This window comes from Staphylococcus sp. HMSC059F04, from assembly GCF_001812565.1.
GTDB classification, from domain to species: domain Bacteria; phylum Bacillota; class Bacilli; order Staphylococcales; family Staphylococcaceae; genus Staphylococcus; species Staphylococcus lugdunensis.
In genome coordinates this window covers 346,818-369,074 of record NZ_KV809479.1, presented here as the reverse complement: position 1 = coordinate 369,074, position 22,257 = coordinate 346,818, and the positions used below count along the sequence as shown (strand labels likewise).

The following is a 22,257-nucleotide window of genomic DNA, read 5'->3' as shown; positions in this document are numbered from 1 at the left end:
TGTCTTTTTTACATTGTTTAAGAACTTAATGTCCAGACCTTTTTAGTATAAATCCACAAGAAAAGTACGTCTTAATCATATTTGTTAATGTTAAAGACACATATAAGTATGGATTATATAAAGAAGCACAAAGACGATTCTTAATTTTAAATCATCTTTGTGCTATTATATTGGGATTTATGTCCCACGTTCGTATATATATTTATTGGATTTAAGAGCTACGATAGTGTAGAGGATGATGTCATTATAATACCAAACCGATAAGGCTTGCTGACACGATTGAAGCTAGAGTTGCACCTAAAAGTAGTCGTAGTGCAAATGTCGCTACTTTATTGCCTTGCTCACTACTAATTCCTTTGATGGCTCCCACCATAATACCAACTGTCCCAAAGTTGGCGAAACTGACTAAGTATACCGAAATAATACCTTGTGTTTTAGGTGATAAAGATGAAGCTATCTTTTGGAAGTCTAACATCGCAACAAACTCATTCGTAATTAATTTAGTAGCCATAATCGATCCAGCACGAATCGCTTCTTCCCATGGTACACCCATAATAAAAGCGATTGGCGCAAAAATATAACCAATGATTTGTTTGAAGTCTAGACCCACCAGATCAAAGACAATTGTAATGCCTTTCATTAATGAGATAAATGCGAGTAACATGATGACGACCGTTACTGCAATCTTGAAACCATCAATCGCGCTGTCTCCAATCATTTGGAAGAATGCAGGTTTCTTTGCTTTAGTTGAACCATTTACCGTCTTCTTGTTTGTTGCTTGTGTATCAATCACGTTTAAATCTACTTCCTTGTCATCAGAATGATAAGGATTGATGATACTTGCGATAATTAATGCGCTGAAGATATTTAACATAACGGCAGTTACAACGTATTTTGGTTCAATCATCTGCATATAAGAGCCTAGCATTGCCATACTAACTGCACTCATCCCTGAAGTTGTAATCGTGTATAACTTTTCTTTAGACAGCTTTGGAATAATATCTTTAACTGTTAAGTAAACTTCAGGTTGACCTAACATCGATGTTGAAATAGCAATATAGCTTTCTAGTTTTCCCATGCGTGTAATTTTATTGATAATATAACCGACAACTTTAATAATGAAAGGCAAGATTTTGAAATAATTTAATATGCCAATGAGCACTGAAATAAACACTAATGGCAATAACACATTTAAGAAGAAATTATAGCCACCTTTATTTTGCAAGTCTCCAAATACAAAATCTATACCAGCTTTACTAATATTCATCAGCCCTTCAAAGAAGGTTCCCATGGCGGTCAGAATATGTAAACCTATCGTGGTGTTCATCATAAATAAGACAAGCAGTACTTGGATTACTAACATAATCAATGGTTTTTTATAGTCAATTGCTTTCCTATTAAAGCTAAAAATAAATGCTACGATTAAAGCAAAAGCAACACCTAACATCCCAAATAGTATTGACATGATTATCACCTACAGTTGATTGAAAGCAACCGCTATTTGAGCACCAACGACAGCGTTATTTTCAACTAATTTAATATTTGTTTGTAAACTTTTTCCTGCAGTTTTTTCAACAATTGTTTTGAGTAAGAATGGTGTAGAATCTTTCCCGTGGATTCCTTGAACTTTTGCTTCTTTGACAGCATCATCAATGATTGCATCGATGTAGTCTTTAGGTAGTTCATCTTTTTCAGGAACTGGATTAGCAATGACCATACCACCTTCAAGATGTAAATCTTGTTTAGCTTTAAAAATACGTGCTATTTCTTCGGGTGTGTCTGCACGACTTGTCAATGCTACGCCACTTTCTCTAGTGAAAAATGCGGGCAGTTCGTCTGTTTGGTAGCCAATAACAGGCACACCTTTTGTTTCTAAATATTCCATTGTTTTTGGCAGATCTAATATTGATTTAGCGCCTGCACAGATAACGCTAACATTTGTTTTTGCAAACTCATCTAAATCTGCAGAAATATCCATGGTTTCTTCTGCACCTTTATGCACGCCACCAATACCACCAGTGACAAAGAATGGTATGTCAGCTAATGCTGCACAAATCATTGTAGATGCTACAGTTGTGGCACCAATGCGTTTAGTAGCAATGATTTCTGGTAAATCACGACGAGAAACTTTAGCAACATTTTCACTATGTGCGAGTGTTTCTAAATCTGCCTCGTTTAAGCCGATTTTAATTTTTCCATTTATCAAAGCAATCGTCGCTGGAACAGCACCATGGTCACGAATGATTTGCTCTACATTTTTGGCCATTTCGATATTTTGAGGGTAGGGCATACCATGAGAAATGATTGTTGATTCTAAAGCGACGATCGGTTGATTATGCTTTTTCGCTTCAGCTACTTCGGTTGAAAATTCAAGATATTGCTTCATAATTATATTCCTCCATATCACGTTTAAGTTGTTCATTATCAAGGTTTTGACGTACGGTATAATTTGTTTCAACCGTTTTTAAAGAATTGACCATGCCGGATTTAATAATATCTTGGAGTGAGAAGTCATTGAGCCAACTATAAATCACTGCACTAGTAAAGGAGTCACCAGCTCCAGTCGCATCGACAAAATGCTGTGCTGGAGAAATAGGTACGATGTGTTCTGTATGACAATTTTTAAAAATAAGTGGTTCAAGACCGTTTGTAATGATGACATTAGACACGCCCAGTTCAACCCATTTTTCTGCAGCACGTTGCATGTCAGAAATATTGCGAATTGACATATTAAGATATGTCTCACTCTCATCACGATTGATGATTAACCAATCTACGGCGTGCAAGGATTGAGGCATGCGTACCATCTTAGGTGAAGAAACTGGCACGATAACAAACTTAATATGATTCTTTTGGGCAAAAGCACTAAGAAATTCTAGCGCGCTTTTAGGTAAATTCAAATCAGCAACGAGACACTTTGCTTTAGTTAAAATTTGTGCATAACGTGCTAAAAAATCAGGTGTAATCTGTTCATAGATTTCCATATCAGCAAAGCCATATTCCATATCGCCATCTTTAATGACAGCAGTGTATGAGCCTGTGCTAGCATTTTCTATTGGTTGTATGGCACTTAAATCCATGAAAGGTGAAGACATTCTATTAATCATATCCCATTCACTATCATTACCACTTGCAGTTAAAAAGGTCACTTTCTCTCCTAAACGGCCTAAATTTTCTGCAATATTCCTACCAACACCACCGATGGATCTGGAGGAGGAAACAGGATTAGATGTTTTTGGTTGTAAGGGTGTATCAATATAGAATTTGCGATCGACGTTAGCCGCGCCAATGCAAACAATCGGGCTTTCTTCATTTATGACATAAGCCTTACCAAGTATGTATCGTTGGCGCATTAATCCTGAAATAATATTTGCAACTGCCGGTCGTGATAATCCTATGCGTTCAGCTAATTCAAGTTGTGTAATATAAGGGTTTTCTTTAACCAAGTTGAAAATTGCTTGTTCATTTTTATTCATCTGTGCACCTCCTTATAAACATATGTTTTTGATATAAACAAATGTTTTAATATTCATATAAATAGTAACATATTACATGCATTTTAGTAAACGTTTACAATCGAAATTTTGCATATAGAAGTGTGTAAAAAGTCATAAACATGAGGCATTATAGGTTTTTAACTATTTTGTGAACTGAAAATAGTTGATGTTATATATGATGGTTTAAGAGAATTATTAGTTTATTGAAAAATATGATAATATGTATTTGTATTTGAAGTTAATGTAATCATAGTCATTTAAGGGAAGGAAAATACATAAATGAACTATATAAAGATTTTGGGAATGTTTGTTTTAGCATTTTTGATGATTATTGTTGCACAAGCCTTAGGAGCTATTTTTGATGAGATGATTCCATTTTTAGGGATAGGTATAATCATCAGTGCATTAATTTATTGTATTGTGATTTATTTTTTGTGCGGTTAATGATAGAAAAGGGACTAAAGCAAAGACGCGTAGATTATCGAATTGTATCACCACATTTTGATATCAGAGCGGTTATACTTGGTATCATTTTACCGCTTAGCGTTATACTATTTTATTTGATTTTTGTGCCTGGGGAATTTAAAATCTCACATTTTAAGACACAGGATACGTTGTTCCGTTCGCTATTTTGGGATATTTTCCAAGTGGCTGTAGCCGGTGCTATAGTTGAAGAGCTTGTTTTTCGTGGTCTATTGATGGGCTATATTGAGAAAAAGACTAATATTGTTGTTGCCATTTTGACTACGAGTATATTTTTTGGCGCAATTCACGTACTTAATGGCGCGTTAAATGTAGGAAGCTTTCTTCAATTATTAGTTGGTGGTTCTTTGGCAGGTGTTATGTTTGGATTAACTGCTTATGTCTTCCGTAGTATTTGGGCAAGTGCGACATTGCATTTCTTCTGGAACATCAGTCAAGTCTTTTATATCACAGAGAAACAAGTTGACGATAAAGTATTTCAATACATACTCGACAGTCATAACTTTGCACTTACAGGTGGTGAATTTGGTTTTGAAGCGTCAATCATATCTATTTTGGGTTACGTGAGTGTTATTGTAGTGTTAGTCATGTTAAGGCGGAGATTAAGACAATAGATAAAATAGGAGTTTGATTATGAAAAAATTTGTACTTATATTAACATTATGCTTGCTATCATTCATAATTGTCGCTTGTGACACAGAAGACGATCACGATGATGACGATGATAGTGTGACGAAGAAAAAAATACCTACTCAAATTTTCAATAAACAAACAACAAATGATTCAATTTCTGAAAAGACAATGAAGCAAGATATTCAACTTTATTTAGATACTGATCGTGAGTTGACAGATGCAAAATTCTACTATATGGATATCATAGATTCTGATGATAAGTTAACAACATCACAACAAGATGAATTTGCTAAATTGATGCAACTTACTGATCAAAATGATCAAAATTTTGCGCGCTATATTCATAATAACGTGTTACCAAAGGGTGGCTATGATAAGTTCACGAATAAAATAAGTGAATATACAAAAGCAAGTAATAAAATAGACAAGAAGAGTTATGAACTTTCTAAAAAAGATGACGCATCTGTACTTGATGATATTAAACAGTTAAATGAGGATAGAGACGTTGTCAATGGAAGAGAACAGAAGAAAATTGAAAAGTTCTTAAAAGCAAAAGGCATTAAAACAAAGGCATATGATTAATTAAACAGAGTAGCCACGTGCTTTAGTTGTATTGTCTTGAATTAATTGAATAAAAATAAAAGCATATAAAAATGGCAGTTTTCATATAAATCCAAAGAAAATTGCCATTTTTTAATACTGCGAAACTGTTTATTTTTTATGTCATAGCCTTTTTCTGACTAGTGAAGTAAGACATAGAAGTAGCCTATGAGCAGGATAATACCAGTAGTACTATTATGAATCATATGAACCATCATGCTATCTCGAACATTACCGCGTCGTGAATAAGCAAGATAAAAAATAATTCCCATAAACATAAACATTAATATTGAAATAATGTCAGTTACGCTATGTTGTAAAGCAAAGATCAAGGATGACAAGATTAATGGCAACCAAAAAGCTGCACGACTAAATAATGTTTCCTTAAAAATACCTCTATAAATGAGCTCTTCAAGATACGGCGTGAGTATACTAATTGTTAGTATAAACATCAAAAATGGAAAAATTTGAGGTAATTGACTTGCATCTGAGATCTGATGATTCGCATCACCTAATAGCATTTTGTCATTTTCGCTTTGCCCCGATCCAGTTGTGATATGTAGCAAATAACTAAAAGCCAGTGCCAAAACACGTAACAATACTGCCCAACCAATATTAATACCGATATCTTTTAGTTTAAATTTCTGACGTTCTTCATATGAATGGCGTATGTAATAACGTCTAATGAGCCACGTAATGATTGTCGCTATAACTATAAATAGGCATGTAAGTATTGCTCCGTTGAATGAATTAAATATAGAAGACAACTTGAGGATTCCAAAAATTATTAAGATCACCATTTGTGATAAAAGCATCCAGCCAATAAAGATCAAAATATTTAGGATGATATTACCTCTAGGTTTTACATTTTTGGTACTGCTTTCTATCTTGCTATTTGTTTCGTTGTAGCGCTGTTCTGTTGAAGTATGGTAATCATTCACTATAAACCCACCCTTTTATGTTGATTTTGAAATCATAACAATGCAACATTGCGCATCTACATGAGTAATGTAACATATAATTGACATCATCTACAAGTTGTTATAGTGCTTCACAAGAATTTAAAAAGAAGGATGCTTAAAATTAGCTTAAATTGTTTCGTAAGAACTTGTGCTTGTGTTAAAAGCACGATAAAGTTTGCTTATAAAGTATTTGAAATATACGTATTAGTGAAGAAATATGACAGTAATACAATGAGTTTCATAATAAAAGACAGAGAGGTAAATATTATGATAGAGACACATCAACCGCTTCATCAATACCAATTATCGACGAAACATTATTGGAAATTATTATTACAAAGTATCATGTTTATCATATTATTGTTTATAGCTGAATCATTAGATTTTCTTTTTTTAAAAAGTGGTTACTATTATTTAGTATCGCTAGCCTTTTTAGTCGGTATATTTGGTTTAATGAACGCATTCAATTTGCATGTCTTTAATTTTAATAAGCTAACCAAGCGGCACCTTGTTTATGTTGTTGGTGGTGTCATTATATCCATTGTATGTGATTATATTGCAATGTTTTTTATTTCTACGACAGCAAATCAAGAGGAATTAGATGCATATTTAAGTGGTGTACCATTGTTACTACAACTGTTATCTATTGGGATTGTAGGACCAATTATAGAAGAGTGTATTTTTCGTGCCTTCATAATTAAAGGGATTTTTCGTCGAATTCCCATTGTTGGGGGCATCGTTTCAGTCATTGCCTTTGCCGCAGTTCATGGACCATCTAATGTTATAGAATGGATTGTCTATGGTATTTCAGGAATCATCTTAGTTGTAGCTTTTTTAAAAACACAACGTTTAGAGGTACCTATTTTAATCCATATATGTATTAACGTTGAAGCGACTATCGTTTCATTTTTGTAAAACGTTTACATATTGTATCACAAAGTAAATGAAAGCCACAAAATGTGTTGTTTAAAGCATTTTGTGGCTTTACAAATGTAATAACTATATTTTAATGTGTCTCACCTAAGGCGATTTTTTGGTCATCACCATAAGATATCGCTTTTATGGCAGCAGTTAAGCCCTTTGTCATTGTGTCTATTGACATGGAAGGTGTTTCAGGTTTAGTTGTTACTTGTTCAGGAATAAAAGGAACATGGATAAAACCAAATAAAAGACCTGTAAATTGTGTATCAGCAAGATAACCAAGTTGATATAGAACGTGGTTGCAGACAAACGTGCCAGCAGTGTTTGATAATTTTGCTGGAATACCTTCAGCTTTAATCGCTTCTGTCATTGTTTTAACAGGTAAATTTGAGAAGTATGCAGGTGCACCATCAGGCTGAATCGCTACATCAATAGGTTGATTGCCTTTGTTATCAGCGATACGTGCATCATCGATATTAATACCGACACGTTCTGGTGTGATTTCAAAACGTCCACCGGCTTGTCCAATAGCTAATACGGCATCAAAATGTTGTTGTGCTAATTTCTGTGCAATGACATCTTTAGATTCATGAAAGACTGTCGGTATTTCTAGTTTAGTAATAGTATGTGCACCGATGTTCGTGTCTAAACGTTTAACGACTTCTAATGCGGGGTTAATCTTTTCTCCACCAAAGGGATCAAATGCTGTAACGAGTATGTCCATAAATATATTACCTCCTAAAATTTTTACGGAATGCGTGTCTATAGTTAGAATGCCCAGAAATACATTAATGCAATATGAACAATAATTAGCGCGATAGCAATTGGTGCTTGTGCTTTAATGACGCCAAATTCATGTTTCATTTCAAGCAAAGCGACAGGTAACGTGTTAAAGTTAGCAGCCATTGGTGTTAATAAAGTTCCACAAAATCCACCAGTCATCGCTAAGGCACCTGCAATCACTGGATCGCCACCTTGTGCAATGACAAAAGGAATACCAATACTTGCAGTAATGACAGTGAATGCTGCAAAAGCATTACCCATCAATATAGTGAAGATCACCATACCTAAGATATAAGCGATAGCACCGATAAAATGATTGCCTTCAGGTAAAAATGATGAAATACCCTTAGAAATGACTTGGCCTACGCCACTAGCAGTAAAGAGAACACCTAATGCTGCTAAAAATTGCGGTAATATACCTGTAGTACCAACTTGTTGTGTCAAACGATCGCTATCATACAGGATGTAGTGTAATTTTGGTCTAATAATCCATACAGCGGCGATTAAACCGAGTACTGATGAAATACCTAAGCCAATGGCACCACCTAAAGGCGTCCAGTTTGAAACAACAACTGCAATAACGGCTAAGGCCACTGCAGGAATAAATAATTTATTACCATAACGGTCAGATCCGCGTTCAGCTTCTTTCTCAGTGACATCGATAATGTTTTTAATTTGGACTTGTTTAAAGAGTGTTAATGCCCCCATACATAATACGAGCGCACCATTAAGTGCATTTGGAATATAAGGACCAGCAATAAAAAGTATAGCTAATATAGTCCAAAATAGTGCAGTCCCAATTCGTTTTTGTTTATCAGTAGCTCGTAAAGCACGATAAGCAGTATATAAAAATTGTAGTCCAATTAAAATATAAAAAAATTCAAGAATGTGGTTAATTGTTGTTTGACTCATGTGTTTTCACCTCGTTGCGACCATATTTTTTATTGAAATAACGATCTAACATCATGTTTTTAATCCATATAAGCAGTAATGTAATAACTGCTACTGGAATTGATGCAAGAACTAAGTCGATGGCGTTTACTTTAATATGTAATGAGCTAAATGTTCCAACCATCAACAAGACCCCAGCAGCCCCAACAAATAAATTTTGGCCGAAGAAGTTCCCATAGTTTTCCATTGCTGATGCTTCAGCTTTAAGCTTTTCAATATCTTTGGCATCAATCGTAGCATCAGTAAGATTATAACGTGTACGTAAAGCACCTTGTACCATAGGATTGATAAGTGGACGCACAAATTGAGGGTGCCCACCAACACGAATGGATGCGATGCCTGCAATCTCTCGAATAATTAAATAGAGTGTAAGTAGCCTTCCAGCGGTGACGCGTTTCACATTACTGATTAGTTTAGAAGCTTGTTGTTTTAAGCCAAAACGTTCAATCAAACCAACCATAGGCAATGTCAACATGAAGAGTGTAACTAAACGGTTGTCAACGAAAGCCTTGCCTAGAATAGACAAAACCTCTGTGAAATCTAAGCCAGATACAAGACCAGTAATTAATGCAGCTACAAGAATAACCGCAATCGTATCAAACTTAAATAAAAATCCCAAAATAATAATTAATATCCCAATCAATTTAAGCCATTCCATAATAATCCTCCTTAACAAATAATCATTGCATATATATACTGCAATTTTCTTAATATTAGCATAACTAAAAAATAAAATGAATTACATTTATGATGAATAAAGAATTGAAAAAATAAATTTTAGCGGTAAATAAAATACCTATGCGATTTGTTTGGTGAAGTCGTTAATTAGAAAAGTCATTATTCGTATAGTGTTGCAAGCTGAAGCATGATATAATAACGAATGGTTAATTGATAATTATTCTCAATAGGAATTGACCTTAGAATGTTAAAGGAGTGAATGATGTGTCTATCAAAGACCATAAATTTGATTTAAGTCTAGTACTCGCTGCATGTTTGGCAGTGTTAACATATTGGATGTTTGCCCAGTCATTTATTAATATAGGTGCAAGCGTACAACATACTTTTGGAGCAGTGGATACGACATTAAACTTATCTATTAGTATTGTTGCGTTTGTCACAGGAATTTTTATGGTTGGTGCAGGTGATGTTGCGGATAAAGTTGGAAACTTAAAAATGACTAAATTGGGGCTGATGTTAAGTATTATTGGCTGTATATGTTTAATTAGTACCCATTTAACAGCATTTCTGATTATTGGTCGTATATTTCAAGGTTTATCTGCAGCGGTACTATTACCGTCTACGATTGGCTTAGTGACGGATCGTTTTAGTGGGGAAACGTTACGTAAAGCATATAGTTATTTGATGATTGCCACTGTTGGGGGGATTGGTTTTGCTTCATATATTGGTGGGACAATATCACAATACTTACATTGGCAAAGTATTTTCGTTTTATCTATTATTTTATCTGTGGTTGCTTTATGGATATTAAAGAATAAACAAGAGGTGCCTCGTGCAGAACGTAATCATCAGCCATTTGATTATGTTGGTATGTTCATTTTTGGGGTGTTTATTGCTGCTTTAATGATATTAATGACACAAGGGTTTAACTATGGGATAGGTACATTTACTATCACACTTGTAGTTGTAATGATTATGGCGCTCATTATTTTTTATTTATATGAAAAACGACAAAAAGTACCATTCATCGATTTTTCAATTATCAAAAACAGAGCTTTTTTAGGATCAACAATTAATAATTTTGTGGTTAATACAGGGACAGGAACAACGGTTGTCTTTAATGTTTATGCCCAAAAGCAACTCGGATTGACTGAAATGCAAACAGGCTTGGTAATAGTACCTTATACGATTATGGCAATTGCGATGATTCGTTTAGGTGAACTTGCGATTAAACGCTATGGCGGTAAAAGTATGTTAATCGCCGGTCCATTATTCCCAACATTAGGTATTATGCTGATTAGTATGACATCATTAACGACACATTTGTATATTGCGATTGTAACAATTGCTTACGTGATTTGTGCTATCGGCAATGGCTTAGTTGCAACGCCAGGATTGACAATTGCGATTTTTAATATGCCAGAGCACAAAGTAAGCTTTGCTACAGGACTTTATAAAATGGGTGCGACGCTTGGTGGCGCATTCGGCATTGCCTTTAATACGACCATATTTACTGTATGTTTGCAATTCTATACAGTTGAAACGGCAGCTATGGTTTCGTTTATTGCGGGTGCCATTGTGATGATTTTAGGTGTTATTTCAGCCTTTGTATTGATACCGCGCAATGTAAAAGCTTAAAATTTGATTTTAAATCATTTCTGGCTGGGATATCAATAACAAAATAATAGCACAAAGATGATTTGACATTAAAAATCGTCTTTGTGCTTCTTTTATATTTATGCTAAAACTGTGTGCTTAATTTAGCTTAGTGGTTGATATGCCAGCTATTGGTTCGAATAGTTGTAAGTGCGACTGGTTAAGCAAGGATTCAGTTAGTGATAATTCAATAATCTGATTGGATTGATAATATTTGACGAACATCGTGCGTGAAGTTAGATTAAAGACGGTTTGATATAACGTATAATGCAAATCGTCATTTTGTGAGCGTACGGCACCTTTTGGAATGCTTACAGCATCAAGAATTCTGAAAGCGTCAAGAACTGCATGATCGTCATCAGAAGGTTGTAGATGACGTATAAGATAAGCTGCACGTACAAAGCGCTCTGGAGAGGTGAATCCGCCAGGTAAACCTCGTGTGCCACCTTCACTACCAAGCGTTGTTAGTTCGACATCATTAAATTGTTTGGCTGAAGGACGATAAGGAGTGATTGCGACATAGTTTTTTAAATTTTCGTAATGCCAATTTAAGTCGGGATTATTCGTCAACACAGCAATTGGATTATCATGAATGACTACACGTCCTTGGTCAAATGTTAGCTCAACTGTACGACCACTAGCATCGGAAACGTGATAATGTAATGGTGGTACATCGTTGATATCATTTAAAGTTACAGCTACAACGTTAACTTGATCCGCATGAGCACGTAACTCTTCTATAGATTGATGGTAGCCAAGTACCCAAGTAAGTACTTCATTTTGTGAAATGTTCATAGCATCGTCACGGCACTGAGAGGCATAACTGCAATAATCACGATCGTACTGAGTGGAGATGGCTAATCCGTGTTCATTCATACCATCACCAAAAATAAATCCTTCCATGTCGCTGCCAGTACCAACAAAGCCATAAAGCGTTTGTCCTTGATAATCGACACGTGATTTCCATTCATAATGACGTGGCTGGACGGCAGGATGTCCAGTTAAAGGCCAGTCATAATCCATTGTTCTTCCTAGAATAACTTCATTATTATGTGATTGGAAAGTAAAGCCTGTACACATGTTTACAACAACCTCCAATAGATTTAATTGAGAATTATTTTCAATTATAATAGGTTGAGACAGCTGTTTCAACTTTTTAAAATAAAGAGAAAATATGTTAAATGATGTTATGCTATAGCTATGCAATTTTGCGGATTTTAAAACGAAATAAGTTGCACACCTATTCACTAAAGAAATCGCTTACAATTATAAAAGGAGGCGTTGATACAATTGTTAAATAATCGGCAAAGTAAAATTTTTGACCTTTTAGTGAAATCAGAGCAATATACTACAATTGCAGATTTAGCAACCATGTTTGACGTCTCTCAACGTACGATTCAATATGACCTCGAACATATTGAGGATCTACAGCGAGAAAGACAATTTACGTTACAACGACACAAATCATATGGAGTTAGAATCCACAATTTGCAAGAGACGTTGTCTAAAAATGATGAACTTATTTATACGGATGTACACTTATCAAAAGATGAACGTGTATTAAATATCATATTAAAATTATTCGAAACATCACAACCGTTGACTTCAAGTGATTTGGCACAAGCAATGGCTGTATCACGACGAACGATTGTCAATGATTTGAAAGCGATTCAGCATTGGTTAACACAATATCAACTCGAATTAGCCTATATAAAAAATAAAGGTTTTATGATTACAGGGGATGAAGAAGCTTACCGCAGTGCCTACGCTAACAGAATTCAAGTATATTTTAAAACAATGTCGCCATTCATCACATTGGATATATTTACGGATGAAGAATTGACTAAAGTGAGAAACACCGTGATTCATACATTGACACAAATGGATTATCATCTAGTACAAAGTGCGATTGATGGATTGATATATCATGTGCTTATCGCTATTCATAGGCTAAAGGGAAAGTTTTCATTTGATGTGCCAAGCGAACAAGCTGAAACATTGAAACAAACGTATCAGTTTCAAATTGCATCACAGTTAAAAGACAACTTAGAAGGACAATTTAATATTAAATTTCCAGATTCAGAAGCAATTTTTATCACGCTGCATTTATTAGGGTCAAAAGTTTCGACAAATGCAGAAATGCGGGGGACGCAAGAAGGTTTAGAAACTGTGTTGCGACGTTTTATTTATCAAGTCAGTGCTGAAATAGGCATTGACATGCATAAGGATGACAAGTTATTTGATAACTTATTGCTTCATATGAAACCAGCGCTTCATCGACTTAAATATCGAATGAGTCAACAAAATCCATTGCAAGAAGAGATTTATCAACAATATCATCAGCTTGTTGGAATCATTGAGAGCCAAATTACGTTGTTAGAACAGACCTATGATATTACATTTACGGTAGATGAACTTGCCTTTATCGTGATTCATTTCGCGTCAAGTATTGAACGTATTGCCCAGCATCAAGATCAAATTAAAGTTGTACTATTGTGTGGTTCAGGCATTGGCACATCACAATTATTAAAAAATAAGCTGCGCAATGTTTATCCAGAATTTGATATTTTAGATGCTTACTCGATATATCAAATTGATGAAAGTCAATTGTTAGCACGGGGCATAGATTACATCATTTCAACAGTTCCATGTGAGGCAACACAGATTCCCGTTATTATTGTTGATCCTTTTCTTAGCTTAGCGGCAAGAGAAAAATTAAACCACATCGTCAATACGCATCGTGAACAAAAGGTGCAACGTCTTGACCAAGAGGGTTATACGTTACGACAGTTGTTGCCGATTCATCGCATTCAAAAGTGTCAACAGCATATGCAGCGCAATGAAGCCATCGCACATGCAACAACGGCATTAATACAAGATGGTATTGTAGCGCAGGACTATGTTGAAGAGATGATTGCACAGTTAGAAAAATTTGGGCCATATATGGTGATTAGTCCACATATTGCATTGGTTCATGCAGGCACGGCACATGTGCTTCAAGATGCAGGATTTTCAATGTGTTACTTTGAGCATGGCGTGCGTTTTGGACATCAACATTATGACCCAGTGCATATTGTTATTGTATTGGCAACAAAAAATCCTACTTTTCATCTCACTGCACTTGGGCAACTTAGTGCACTGATTACGAATGACAAAGACAGGCAACATATTTTAGATGGGCAACTTGAAGTTGTTCATAGATTTATCGACGATTTAGATTGAGAGGAGGAATGCAAGGTGACATTAGATTTATTGACAGAAGATAAAGTAGTAGTCAAAACATCTACCACAGACTGGTCAACTGCCATTCATGAAGCGGCACAGCCACTCATAAATGCAAATGTTATCAATGAAGGTTATGTAGATGCCATGATTAATAGTGTCAATGAATTTGGACCATATATTGTCATTGCGCCCGAAATAGCCATCGCCCATGCTAGACCAAATGGTGACGTGAATGAGGTAGGGTTAAGCTTACTTAAATTAAAGAAACATGTTAACTTTTCGGAGGAAGGACATTATGCATCATTAGTGTTTGTGCTTAGCGCAGTAGATGGGCAGTCACATCTTACAGTATTACAAGATTTGGCCAGCGTGTTAGGTGATAAAGATACAGTTCAACAATTATTAGCAACTCAAGACAAAGCAGAAATTTTAAATTTATTAAAGGAGACGGATGAATAATGAAAATTTTAGTCGTATGCGGACATGGTTTAGGTAGTAGTTTTATGGTAGAAATGAATGCACAAGAAGCACTGAAAAATTTAGCTGCACCAGCAGATATCGAAGTAGAGCATAGTGATATTATGACTGCAAGTCCCGAAATGGCAGATTTATTTATTTGTGGACGCGATTTAGCAGAAAATGCACAGCGCTTGGGAGACGTCTTAGTGCTAGATAATATTTTAGATAAAGAAGAATTGCAACAAAAATTACAACAAAAATTACAAGCATTAAATATGATTTAAAGGAGGCGACGCACATGCATGCCATATTAGATTTTATTGTTGATATTTTAAGTCAACCTGCGATTCTAGTTGCATTGATTGCGTTAATTGGTTTGTTAGTACAGAAAAAATCAGCCACAGCGATTACAACAGGTACCATTAAAACAATGTTAGGCTTTCTTATTTTAAGTGCTGGTGCAGGCGTTGTGTCTAATTCATTAGAACCTTTTGGAAAAATATTCCAACATGCGTTTGGTGTTCAAGGTGTCGTGCCAAACAATGAAGCAATTATTTCATTAGCATTAAAGGACTATGGGACAACAGCTGCGTTGATCATGGTATTTGGTATGTTAATTAATATTGTGATTGCACGCATATCAAATTTAAAATATATTTTCTTAACAGGACATCATACCTTTTATATGGCTGCCTTTTTAGCCATTTTATTGACAGTCGGTCATATTAAAGGTTATCTAACTGTAACAATTGGTGCTGTGTTACTAGGCTTATTAATGTCCATATTACCAACGTTAGCACAACCTACTATGCGTAAAATAACTGGAAATGATCAAGTTGCATTAGGTCATTTTGGAACAATCAGTTACTGGGCAGCGGGTGAGGTTGGTAAACTATTTAAAGGGAAATCTAAATCTACGGAAGAAATTAAATTTCCTAAAGGATTAAGTTTTTTACGAGAAAGTACAATAAGTATTTCTATTACCATGGCACTGCTATACTTGATTGCTTGTCTATTTGCCGGTGTAGGTTATGTGCATGATCATATTAGCCAAGGACAAAACTTTATAGTCTTTTCAGTTATTCAAGGTGTGACCTTTGCGGCAGGTGTTTTTATTATCTTAACAGGGGTACGTTTAATTTTAGCTGAAATTGTTCCGGCGTTTAAGGGTATTTCGGAAAAACTAGTACCGAGCTCTAAACCCGCACTGGATTGTCCAATTGTCTTTCCATATGCACAAAATGCTGTGCTAATAGGATTCTTTGTTAGTTTTATTACCGGGGTAATCGGCATGTTCATTCTATTCTTCACGGGAGGCATTGTCATATTACCAGGTGTTGTTGCACACTTTTTCCTAGGTGCAACATCTGCTGTCTTTGGTAATGCTCGAGGCGGTATTAAAGGTGCTGTTGCTGGTGCGGCCTTGAATGGTATATTAATTACGTTCTTGCCATTATTATTTATCCCTTTCTTAGGAGACTTAGGTTTAGCGACAACAACATTTTCAGATACAGACTTCTTAGCTGTAGGTATTATCTTTGGTAATATCGTTAAGTATGCAGGTATTATAGGTTCTGTCATCTTTATAGTCATTTTGGCAGCAGGCGCTATCTTCTTAAAAGGAAAAGCAGATAAGAAATATGAACAACAGCAATCATAATTAATAAAAGAAGGACTCGAGACGCAAATAGCATCTTTCGAGTCCTTCTTTTGAATTGCAATTAAGCATGTGCGCGTTCTGGCACATCTTTAAAATTTTCTAAACGATGTTTCCATGCTTTATCACTAATATTATGTTCAGCAACATAACGATTGCGCTCATGTTTAGCACAGTCGTAAGAACAAGCGCCAAGATATTTTGCTTCATTTTCCTCGGAAACCAGAATTTGTTTATTACATTCAGGGTTGGCACAGTTGATATACCGTTCGCAAGGCGTACCGTCGAAATGTTCTTTGCCAATAACGGTCTTTTCAATTTGATTGATATCAACACTGATACGTTCATCGAAGACGTACATTTTACCGTCCCAATATGCACCTTTTGTTTCAGGGTCTTTACCGTAAGTTGCGATACCACCATGTAATTGACCTACGTTTTCAAAGCCCTCTTTGACTAGCCAACCAGAGAATTTTTCGCAACGAATACCGCCAGTACAATATGTTACGATGTTTTTACCTTCTAATTGATCTTTGTTTTCACGAATCCAATTTGGTAAATCTCTGAAACGTGTAATATCTGGACGAATTGCACCACGGAAGTGCCCTAAATCGAATTCATAATCATTACGAGCATCCAAAATAATTGTTTCATCATCTTCCAAAGCTTTTTTGAATTCGCTTGGTGAGTAATATTTACCAGTTGTTACACGAGGATCTACATCATCTTCTAAACCTAACGCAACAATTTCATTACGAGGTCGCACATGCATTTTTTTGAAAGCATGCCCTTCAGCTTCATCAATTTTAAACGTCATATCTGCAAAACGTTCGTCTGCATGCATATGTGCCATATAGTTTTCTGTATCTTCTTTCGTACCTGATAACGTACCATTAATACCTTCAGTAGAAACTAAGATTCTACCTTTTAAGTTGTTTGCTTTACAGAATGCTAAGTGCTCAGCTGCAAATGTTTCAGGGTCATCAATGGTTGTATATTTGTAATATAGCAGTACATTATAATCCATAATTTGTGATTCTCCTTATTCTAAAATTTATATCGTTAAATGTAGTAAATGACAATAATCAAATTTTCTTAAAAAAGACATTACTATATTTTATCAAATATGATTCATTATTCAATAGATTAAGCCGCAAATACATCAACAGACGGATATGGAGAATGATATTTTTTTGATGAAAACGATCACATATAATATGATAGAGCTATAAATTGCGATGTAAAGGAGAATAAATCATGTGTGAACAAGCACTTCCTACATTAAAATACATTGGTGCCTCTAAAAGCGCTGTACCGATTATTTCTGAGGCTGATTTACAAACAGTAATGGCGGAACCTTGGTTAAAAGTTTCGGATGATGGCTTACAGTTAGAAGGTTTGATTTTTGATCAGCAAGGTGATTTATATTTGTGTGAAGTTTTTGGTGGGCGAGTATTTAAAGTTGATGTTGCCAAGAAAAAATTAAGTACGGCTTTTCAAGCGCCTAAAGTTAATCCCGCAGCAGTAAAAATTCATAAGGATGGCCGTTTGTTCACGTGTTATTTAGGGGACTTTAAGACAACAGGTGGCATCTTTGCGACGGATGCACACGGTCAACACTTTGAAGATATTATTTCGGATATTGGTAATGATTATTGTATAGATGATATGGTTTTCGATAGTAAAGGTGGATTCTATTTTACAGATTTTAGAGGATACTCTACACAGCCACAAGGTGGTGTTTATTATGTTTCACCTGATTTTCAAACCGTCACACCTGTCATTCAAAATATTTCAGTAGCCAATGGAATTGCATTAAGTACGGATGAGAAAATTTTATGGGTGACAGAAACTACAACAAATCGATTGCATCGTATACAGCTTGAAGATGATGGTGTGACGATTGCACCGTTTGGCGCGACAATTCCATACTATTTTACTGGGCATGAAGGACCGGATTCATGTTGTATTGACAGTGACGATAATTTATATGTAGCCATGTATGGCCAAGGTCGTGTACTTGTGTTTAATCGCCGTGGCTATCCAATTGGTCAAATTCTTATGCCCGGTCGTGATGAAGGGAAAATGCTGCGTACCACGCATCCTCAATTTATTCCAGGGACAAATCAATTACTCATTTGTACAAATGATATTGAAAACAACTCAGAAGGCGGTTCGATGATTTACACAGTGAATGGCTTTGCCAAAGCGCATAACAGTTACCAATTTCAATAAATTAAACTGTAGGTACGTTTTAAACATAAACAGGAATAGATGGTAGCATCAAATTTCTGTTGTCAATAGCTGCAAGAAGATAAGACTGTGATAGCAGTGATGATGATTAGGGTAAATAGGTAAAGTAAATGAAAATGAGATAAAGAGAGATGAATAAAATCATGGCTGTAACAAGAGGAATTAATCATATTGGCTTAACCGTACCCGATATAGAACAAGCGACGACGTTTTTTCAAACGGCATTAGATGGTAAAATCGCTTATGATAGTCAAAAATTAACAGATGAACCACGTGCAGGACAATTTGTTGAACGTGTATTAGGTATTGAAAAGGGAGCTAAGATTATAAAAAAACGTATGATGGTCTTTGGTCACGGTCCTAACATTGAAATGTTTGAATTTAAAGATGCATCGCAAGCATCGGCGATTACATTACAAGATATGGGTTATACGCATATTTCATTTTATGTAGACGACTTTCCTGCAGCTTTAGAAAAAGTAAAGAAAGCAGGTGGCATTCCTTTGTCAGAGCCACATGCGAATACGCGCTATGAGGATACACCAGGAAATCAAACTGTATATATTCAAACGCCATGGGGAAGTTTATTAGAATTGCAAACAGTTCCTCAAGGATTTTACTATCCTAAAGATAGCGAAGCAACATTGTTTACGCCTGAACCTATAGATTTGAACCAGAAAGATGATACAACACCATAGGAGGATCGTTGACATGGAATTAAATGCAAAGATGCAAATTAATGTTGAACCAGATAAAGCATATGAGGCCTTTGTTGACCCAGCGAAAATTGGAAGATTTTGGTTTTCATCAAGCTCAGAACGTTGGGAAACGGGGAAAACGATTCAGTTACAATACAAAGAATATGATGCTACTACGGAAATTTTTATAAAAGAAACAATACCTAATGAACAAATCAAATTCCAATGGGGAACATATCAAGGCGAGATATGTTTTGAACCAAGTGCAGAAGGGACAATTGTCAGTGTTCGCGAGTATCCTTACCATGAACAAGATGTCCAGATGATGTTAGACAAAACTGAAGGTTGGGTATACATGCTAACTTGTTTAAAATCTTATCTCGAATTCAACGCAATTATACGGGGTGGGTTGCGTTGAGTACCTGCTTTTTTACGTGAGTTTTTACTGATTAACAAAGTAAATGGCTGTGTGTATATTGGTTTAATTTTAAAAAGATATTTGGTTTTAAATCATAATAAGACAACAGGGAGGAAACATAGATGAAGCGTATTTATGTTGTAGGCAGTATGTCTATGGATTTAGTTGTTTCAACTAAACGAGTACCACAAAAAGGTGAAACGATATTAGGAGAGTCTTTTTTCACTACACCAGGTGGTAAAGGAGCTAATCAAGCGGTAGCTGCTGCACGTCTGGGTGAGCAAGTTTATATGGTGGGACGTATTGGAGATGACCAATTAGGAGAAGAGATTTATGAGAATTTACAGCGCAATAAGGTGCGAGTAGATTATGTAAAGCCTGTTGCTGATTCGACATCAGGAACGGCACATATTACACTTTGTGATAATGATAATAGTATTATCGTAGTACCCTCAGCGAATAATGAAGTGACTTCAAGCTATGTATCCACGGCTTTAAAGCATATAAAAGCTGGAGACATTGTGCTGCTGCAACAAGAAATACCAGAAGATACTGTCAGTGAAGTCATTACATATTGTGCAGAACATGATATTATTACGATTTTAAATCCAGCGCCGTATAGAGATTTGACTGCAGAAGTTATTGACCAAGCAACCTATTTAACACCGAATGAAACAGAGAGCGCAGCTATGTTTGGTACTAATATTGATGCTGCCCTTAAACAATTTCCTAACAAATTGATTGTGACGCTCGGACACCAAGGGGCAGTGTATCATAATGGTAATATAAAAGTGATGATACCAGGTTTTGAGCGTCAAGTTGTAGATACAACAGGGGCAGGAGATACATTTAACGGCGCGTTTGCTGTTGGATTACAAAAAGGATATGATATAGATCAAGCACTTACATTTGCTAATTTAGCAGCAAGCCATGCTGTCACTGGTATGGGTGCCCAAGGTGGTATGCCATATTTTAATGATCTCGTAGATGAATTTGATGTTAAGTAGGATACTACGCAATTTTAAAAATGAGCTAGAAATCTACTTTTATTTCACAGATTTCTAGCTCATTTGTGTTAAATATAAGAATTTAAGGTTATAGTTCTTGGCGTTTAAATATTTGCAATGATGCAATATAAGAAAGGATTAATAGAGCGCATCCTATTATACCGTATATAATAAGCACCCATAGAGTTGTTAGATTGCTAAGCACACTATCAAATGATCCGCTATCACTTAGCGATGGTATAACAAATCCAAAGAACACGAAGAAAAATAAGCCAATAACGATGAATGATGTTGAAATCATAATGACATTGGAATTTTCCGGTCCAAATTTAAAGGTTAAAGGGAACATAATGGCATATGTACCTGAGCCACCTATCCCAACGAGTATCGAAATAAGCGTTAAATTGATATTTTGCGTCACAATGAAACATGCGCCAGCACCCATAATTAGGCCAATCAGGATAAGTATTCCATAGTAGACAAAATAACTTTTAACATAAGTTGCTCGACCTGTAGGTAAAGTCGAAACATAGTACATCCAGCGTGAATCTTTTTCATGTTTAATATTATCAGTGACCGGTGAAATAAGGAAAATCATAGCTAAAAAGCATGTCATGATTGGATTAAAAAAACTAAACATAATAGCTGAGGCCAAAGCAACGATGAGATATGTGAATAATGATTTTTTCGATGTATAATAACTGCTTAATAATAAACCCTTCATTATTTATCACCTCTCATAATGATTTTTGTGGCATCATCGATTGATTTTAATGGTTCAGCTTCAGGAACTAGGTTTCTGTCATGAATCAACGCTTCTATACGATCGTTACGCTTTCTAGAAGCAATGATATAATCATTGGATACATTGAATTCTGCTAACGGCACATTAACAATGCCATAATGTGATAGTAAATGCGATTTATCTACATGTAAGACAATTTTCCCGTCTCGCATAAATACAAGCTTTGTGGCTAGTGTTTCAATATCTTCTGAAATATGCGAAGAAATCATAATGCCATAGTCTTTAGCAACGTAGTCTTGTAAGATTTCCATGACTTCTTCACGACCTGACACGTCCATGCCAGCAGTTGCTTCATCCAGGATGAGCAGTTGACTATCATGTGCTAAGGCAATGGCGATCGCTGCTTTCATGCGCATACCGCGAGAGAAAGATTTAATCGCATTTGATGTAGGTAAATCAAAGTCTTTTAGCGTCGATTTAAATTTATTGCTATCCCAAGTCGTATAAATATTTGTGAAAACTTTGTCTATGTCAGTTAAAGTCAATTTGTTTGGGACCCTTAAATCATCAAAGACTACACCGATGTGTTCTTTATATTGGTTGTTCCTTGCAGTAACAGATTGTCCAAAAA

24 protein-coding genes are annotated in these 22,257 nt (G+C 35.5%); 13 read left to right on the top strand and 11 right to left on the bottom strand.

The annotated features are described in order from the left end of the window. Nucleotides 1-244: 244 nt before the first annotated feature. The 3 genes from HMPREF2864_RS10595 to HMPREF2864_RS10585 are packed head-to-tail and all read right to left on the bottom strand — an operon-like array spanning nt 245 to nt 3,476. Nucleotides 245-1,465, bottom strand: coding sequence for a NupC/NupG family nucleoside CNT transporter (locus tag HMPREF2864_RS10595; protein WP_070545689.1), 1,221 nt, complete (start codon nt 1,463-1,465; stop codon nt 245-247). Between the two features lie 9 nt (nt 1,466-1,474). Beyond that, nucleotides 1,475-2,386, bottom strand: a complete 912-nt coding sequence (locus HMPREF2864_RS10590) for a pseudouridine-5'-phosphate glycosidase (RefSeq protein WP_002460691.1) — start codon at nt 2,384-2,386, stop codon at nt 1,475-1,477. After that, nucleotides 2,370-3,476 carry a carbohydrate kinase gene (locus HMPREF2864_RS10585; RefSeq protein ID WP_002460690.1) on the bottom strand — a complete coding sequence of 369 codons (1,107 nt, stop codon included), beginning with the start codon at nt 3,474-3,476 and terminating at the stop codon, nt 2,370-2,372. The genes HMPREF2864_RS10590 and HMPREF2864_RS10585 overlap by 17 nt, the downstream gene beginning before the upstream one ends. A gap of 300 nt (nt 3,477-3,776) precedes the next feature. Between HMPREF2864_RS10585 and HMPREF2864_RS12360 the strand changes: the two genes are divergently transcribed. Genes HMPREF2864_RS12360 through HMPREF2864_RS10575 form a run of 3 tightly spaced genes read left to right on the top strand, consistent with a single transcriptional unit; the run spans nt 3,777 to nt 5,195 of the window. After that, on the top strand, nt 3,777-3,941 hold the full coding sequence (locus HMPREF2864_RS12360; RefSeq protein WP_237449013.1) for a hypothetical protein: 165 nt from the start codon (nt 3,777-3,779) through the stop codon (nt 3,939-3,941). Beyond that, the gene (locus HMPREF2864_RS10580) at nt 3,941-4,594 is read left to right on the top strand and encodes a CPBP family intramembrane glutamic endopeptidase (RefSeq protein ID WP_237449014.1); all 654 of its coding nucleotides are present in this window, start codon (nt 3,941-3,943) and stop codon (nt 4,592-4,594) included. Before HMPREF2864_RS12360 ends, HMPREF2864_RS10580 begins: the two co-directional genes overlap by 1 nt. Before the next feature lie 19 nt (nt 4,595-4,613). Beyond that, nucleotides 4,614-5,195 carry an NDxxF motif lipoprotein gene (locus HMPREF2864_RS10575; RefSeq protein WP_002460688.1) on the top strand — a complete coding sequence of 194 codons (582 nt, stop codon included), beginning with the start codon at nt 4,614-4,616 and terminating at the stop codon, nt 5,193-5,195. Between the two features lie 158 nt (nt 5,196-5,353). Here the strand turns inward: HMPREF2864_RS10575 and HMPREF2864_RS10570 are convergent, their stop codons facing one another. Next, a complete protein-coding gene (locus tag HMPREF2864_RS10570; RefSeq protein ID WP_002460686.1) occupies nt 5,354-6,154 on the bottom strand; it encodes a CPBP family intramembrane glutamic endopeptidase in 801 nt (266 codons plus the stop codon). A gap of 288 nt (nt 6,155-6,442) precedes the next feature. On the opposite strand from HMPREF2864_RS10570, the gene HMPREF2864_RS10565 reads away from it, so the two are divergent. Continuing rightward, nucleotides 6,443-7,090 carry a CPBP family intramembrane glutamic endopeptidase gene (locus tag HMPREF2864_RS10565; RefSeq protein ID WP_037543360.1) on the top strand — a complete coding sequence of 216 codons (648 nt, stop codon included), beginning with the start codon at nt 6,443-6,445 and terminating at the stop codon, nt 7,088-7,090. 91 nt (nt 7,091-7,181) lie between these two features. Here the strand turns inward: HMPREF2864_RS10565 and pcp are convergent, their stop codons facing one another. The 3 genes from pcp to HMPREF2864_RS10550 are packed head-to-tail and all read right to left on the bottom strand — an operon-like array spanning nt 7,182 to nt 9,488. Continuing rightward, on the bottom strand, nt 7,182-7,820 hold the full coding sequence (gene pcp, locus HMPREF2864_RS10560; protein ID WP_002479003.1) for a pyroglutamyl-peptidase I: 639 nt from the start codon (nt 7,818-7,820) through the stop codon (nt 7,182-7,184). Nucleotides 7,821-7,864: 44 nt separating this feature from the next. Continuing rightward, nucleotides 7,865-8,791 (bottom strand): DUF979 domain-containing protein, encoded by a 927-nt coding sequence (locus HMPREF2864_RS10555; protein WP_002460683.1) that lies wholly within the window; start codon nt 8,789-8,791, stop codon nt 7,865-7,867. After that, nucleotides 8,772-9,488, bottom strand: a complete 717-nt coding sequence (locus tag HMPREF2864_RS10550) for a DUF969 domain-containing protein (RefSeq protein WP_002460682.1) — start codon at nt 9,486-9,488, stop codon at nt 8,772-8,774. The genes HMPREF2864_RS10555 and HMPREF2864_RS10550 overlap by 20 nt, the downstream gene beginning before the upstream one ends. Nucleotides 9,489-9,772: 284 nt before the next feature. On the opposite strand from HMPREF2864_RS10550, the gene HMPREF2864_RS10545 reads away from it, so the two are divergent. Continuing rightward, nucleotides 9,773-11,146, top strand: coding sequence for an MFS transporter (locus HMPREF2864_RS10545; protein WP_002492370.1), 1,374 nt, complete (start codon nt 9,773-9,775; stop codon nt 11,144-11,146). A 117-nt stretch (nt 11,147-11,263) separates the two neighbouring features. On the opposite strand, the gene HMPREF2864_RS10540 is transcribed toward HMPREF2864_RS10545, so the two are convergent. After that, nucleotides 11,264-12,244, bottom strand: coding sequence for a choloylglycine hydrolase family protein (locus HMPREF2864_RS10540; RefSeq protein ID WP_037543358.1), 981 nt, complete (start codon nt 12,242-12,244; stop codon nt 11,264-11,266). A 210-nt stretch (nt 12,245-12,454) separates the two neighbouring features. Between HMPREF2864_RS10540 and HMPREF2864_RS10535 the strand changes: the two genes are divergently transcribed. From HMPREF2864_RS10535 to HMPREF2864_RS10520, 4 genes are read left to right on the top strand one after another with little or no spacing between them, the layout of a single operon-like run. Continuing rightward, nucleotides 12,455-14,386, top strand: coding sequence for a BglG family transcription antiterminator (locus HMPREF2864_RS10535; protein WP_002460677.1), 1,932 nt, complete (start codon nt 12,455-12,457; stop codon nt 14,384-14,386). 15 nt (nt 14,387-14,401) lie between these two features. Further along, nucleotides 14,402-14,848, top strand: coding sequence for a PTS sugar transporter subunit IIA (locus HMPREF2864_RS10530; protein ID WP_070545686.1), 447 nt, complete (start codon nt 14,402-14,404; stop codon nt 14,846-14,848). Next, complete coding sequence (locus tag HMPREF2864_RS10525; protein ID WP_002460675.1) at nt 14,848-15,132, top strand: PTS sugar transporter subunit IIB; 285 nt, start codon at nt 14,848-14,850, stop codon at nt 15,130-15,132. Before HMPREF2864_RS10530 ends, HMPREF2864_RS10525 begins: the two co-directional genes overlap by 1 nt. Before the next feature lie 14 nt (nt 15,133-15,146). Next, nucleotides 15,147-16,508, top strand: coding sequence for a PTS ascorbate transporter subunit IIC (locus HMPREF2864_RS10520; RefSeq protein ID WP_002460674.1), 1,362 nt, complete (start codon nt 15,147-15,149; stop codon nt 16,506-16,508). 61 nt (nt 16,509-16,569) lie between these two features. On the opposite strand, the gene HMPREF2864_RS10515 is transcribed toward HMPREF2864_RS10520, so the two are convergent. Further along, nucleotides 16,570-17,532: an oxygen-dependent tRNA uridine(34) hydroxylase TrhO gene (locus tag HMPREF2864_RS10515; RefSeq protein WP_070545683.1), complete on the bottom strand. Its 963-nt coding sequence runs from the start codon at nt 17,530-17,532 to the stop codon at nt 16,570-16,572. Between the two features lie 230 nt (nt 17,533-17,762). Here HMPREF2864_RS10515 and HMPREF2864_RS10510 point away from each other — a divergent pair, with 230 nt between their 5' ends. From HMPREF2864_RS10510 to rbsK, 4 genes are all read left to right on the top strand, one after another. Beyond that, nucleotides 17,763-18,740, top strand: coding sequence for an SMP-30/gluconolactonase/LRE family protein (locus tag HMPREF2864_RS10510; protein ID WP_070545680.1), 978 nt, complete (start codon nt 17,763-17,765; stop codon nt 18,738-18,740). A gap of 149 nt (nt 18,741-18,889) precedes the next feature. Beyond that, the gene (locus HMPREF2864_RS10505) at nt 18,890-19,456 is read left to right on the top strand and encodes a VOC family protein (protein ID WP_002478995.1); all 567 of its coding nucleotides are present in this window, start codon (nt 18,890-18,892) and stop codon (nt 19,454-19,456) included. A 13-nt stretch (nt 19,457-19,469) separates the two neighbouring features. Then, on the top strand, nt 19,470-19,874 hold the full coding sequence (locus HMPREF2864_RS10500) for an SRPBCC domain-containing protein (protein WP_002478994.1): 405 nt from the start codon (nt 19,470-19,472) through the stop codon (nt 19,872-19,874). 122 nt (nt 19,875-19,996) lie between these two features. Then, on the top strand, nt 19,997-20,881 hold the full coding sequence (rbsK, locus tag HMPREF2864_RS10495; RefSeq protein WP_060795770.1) for a ribokinase: 885 nt from the start codon (nt 19,997-19,999) through the stop codon (nt 20,879-20,881). Between the two features lie 88 nt (nt 20,882-20,969). On the opposite strand, the gene HMPREF2864_RS10490 is transcribed toward rbsK, so the two are convergent. Together HMPREF2864_RS10490 and HMPREF2864_RS10485 are read right to left on the bottom strand one after the other, a co-directional pair. After that, nucleotides 20,970-21,605 (bottom strand): ABC-2 transporter permease, encoded by a 636-nt coding sequence (locus HMPREF2864_RS10490; protein ID WP_002460663.1) that lies wholly within the window; start codon nt 21,603-21,605, stop codon nt 20,970-20,972. Next, nucleotides 21,605-22,257 (bottom strand): ATP-binding cassette domain-containing protein (locus HMPREF2864_RS10485; protein WP_070572220.1); only part of this gene is annotated, 653 nt, incomplete at its 5' end. The genes HMPREF2864_RS10485 and HMPREF2864_RS10490, both read right to left, overlap by 1 nt.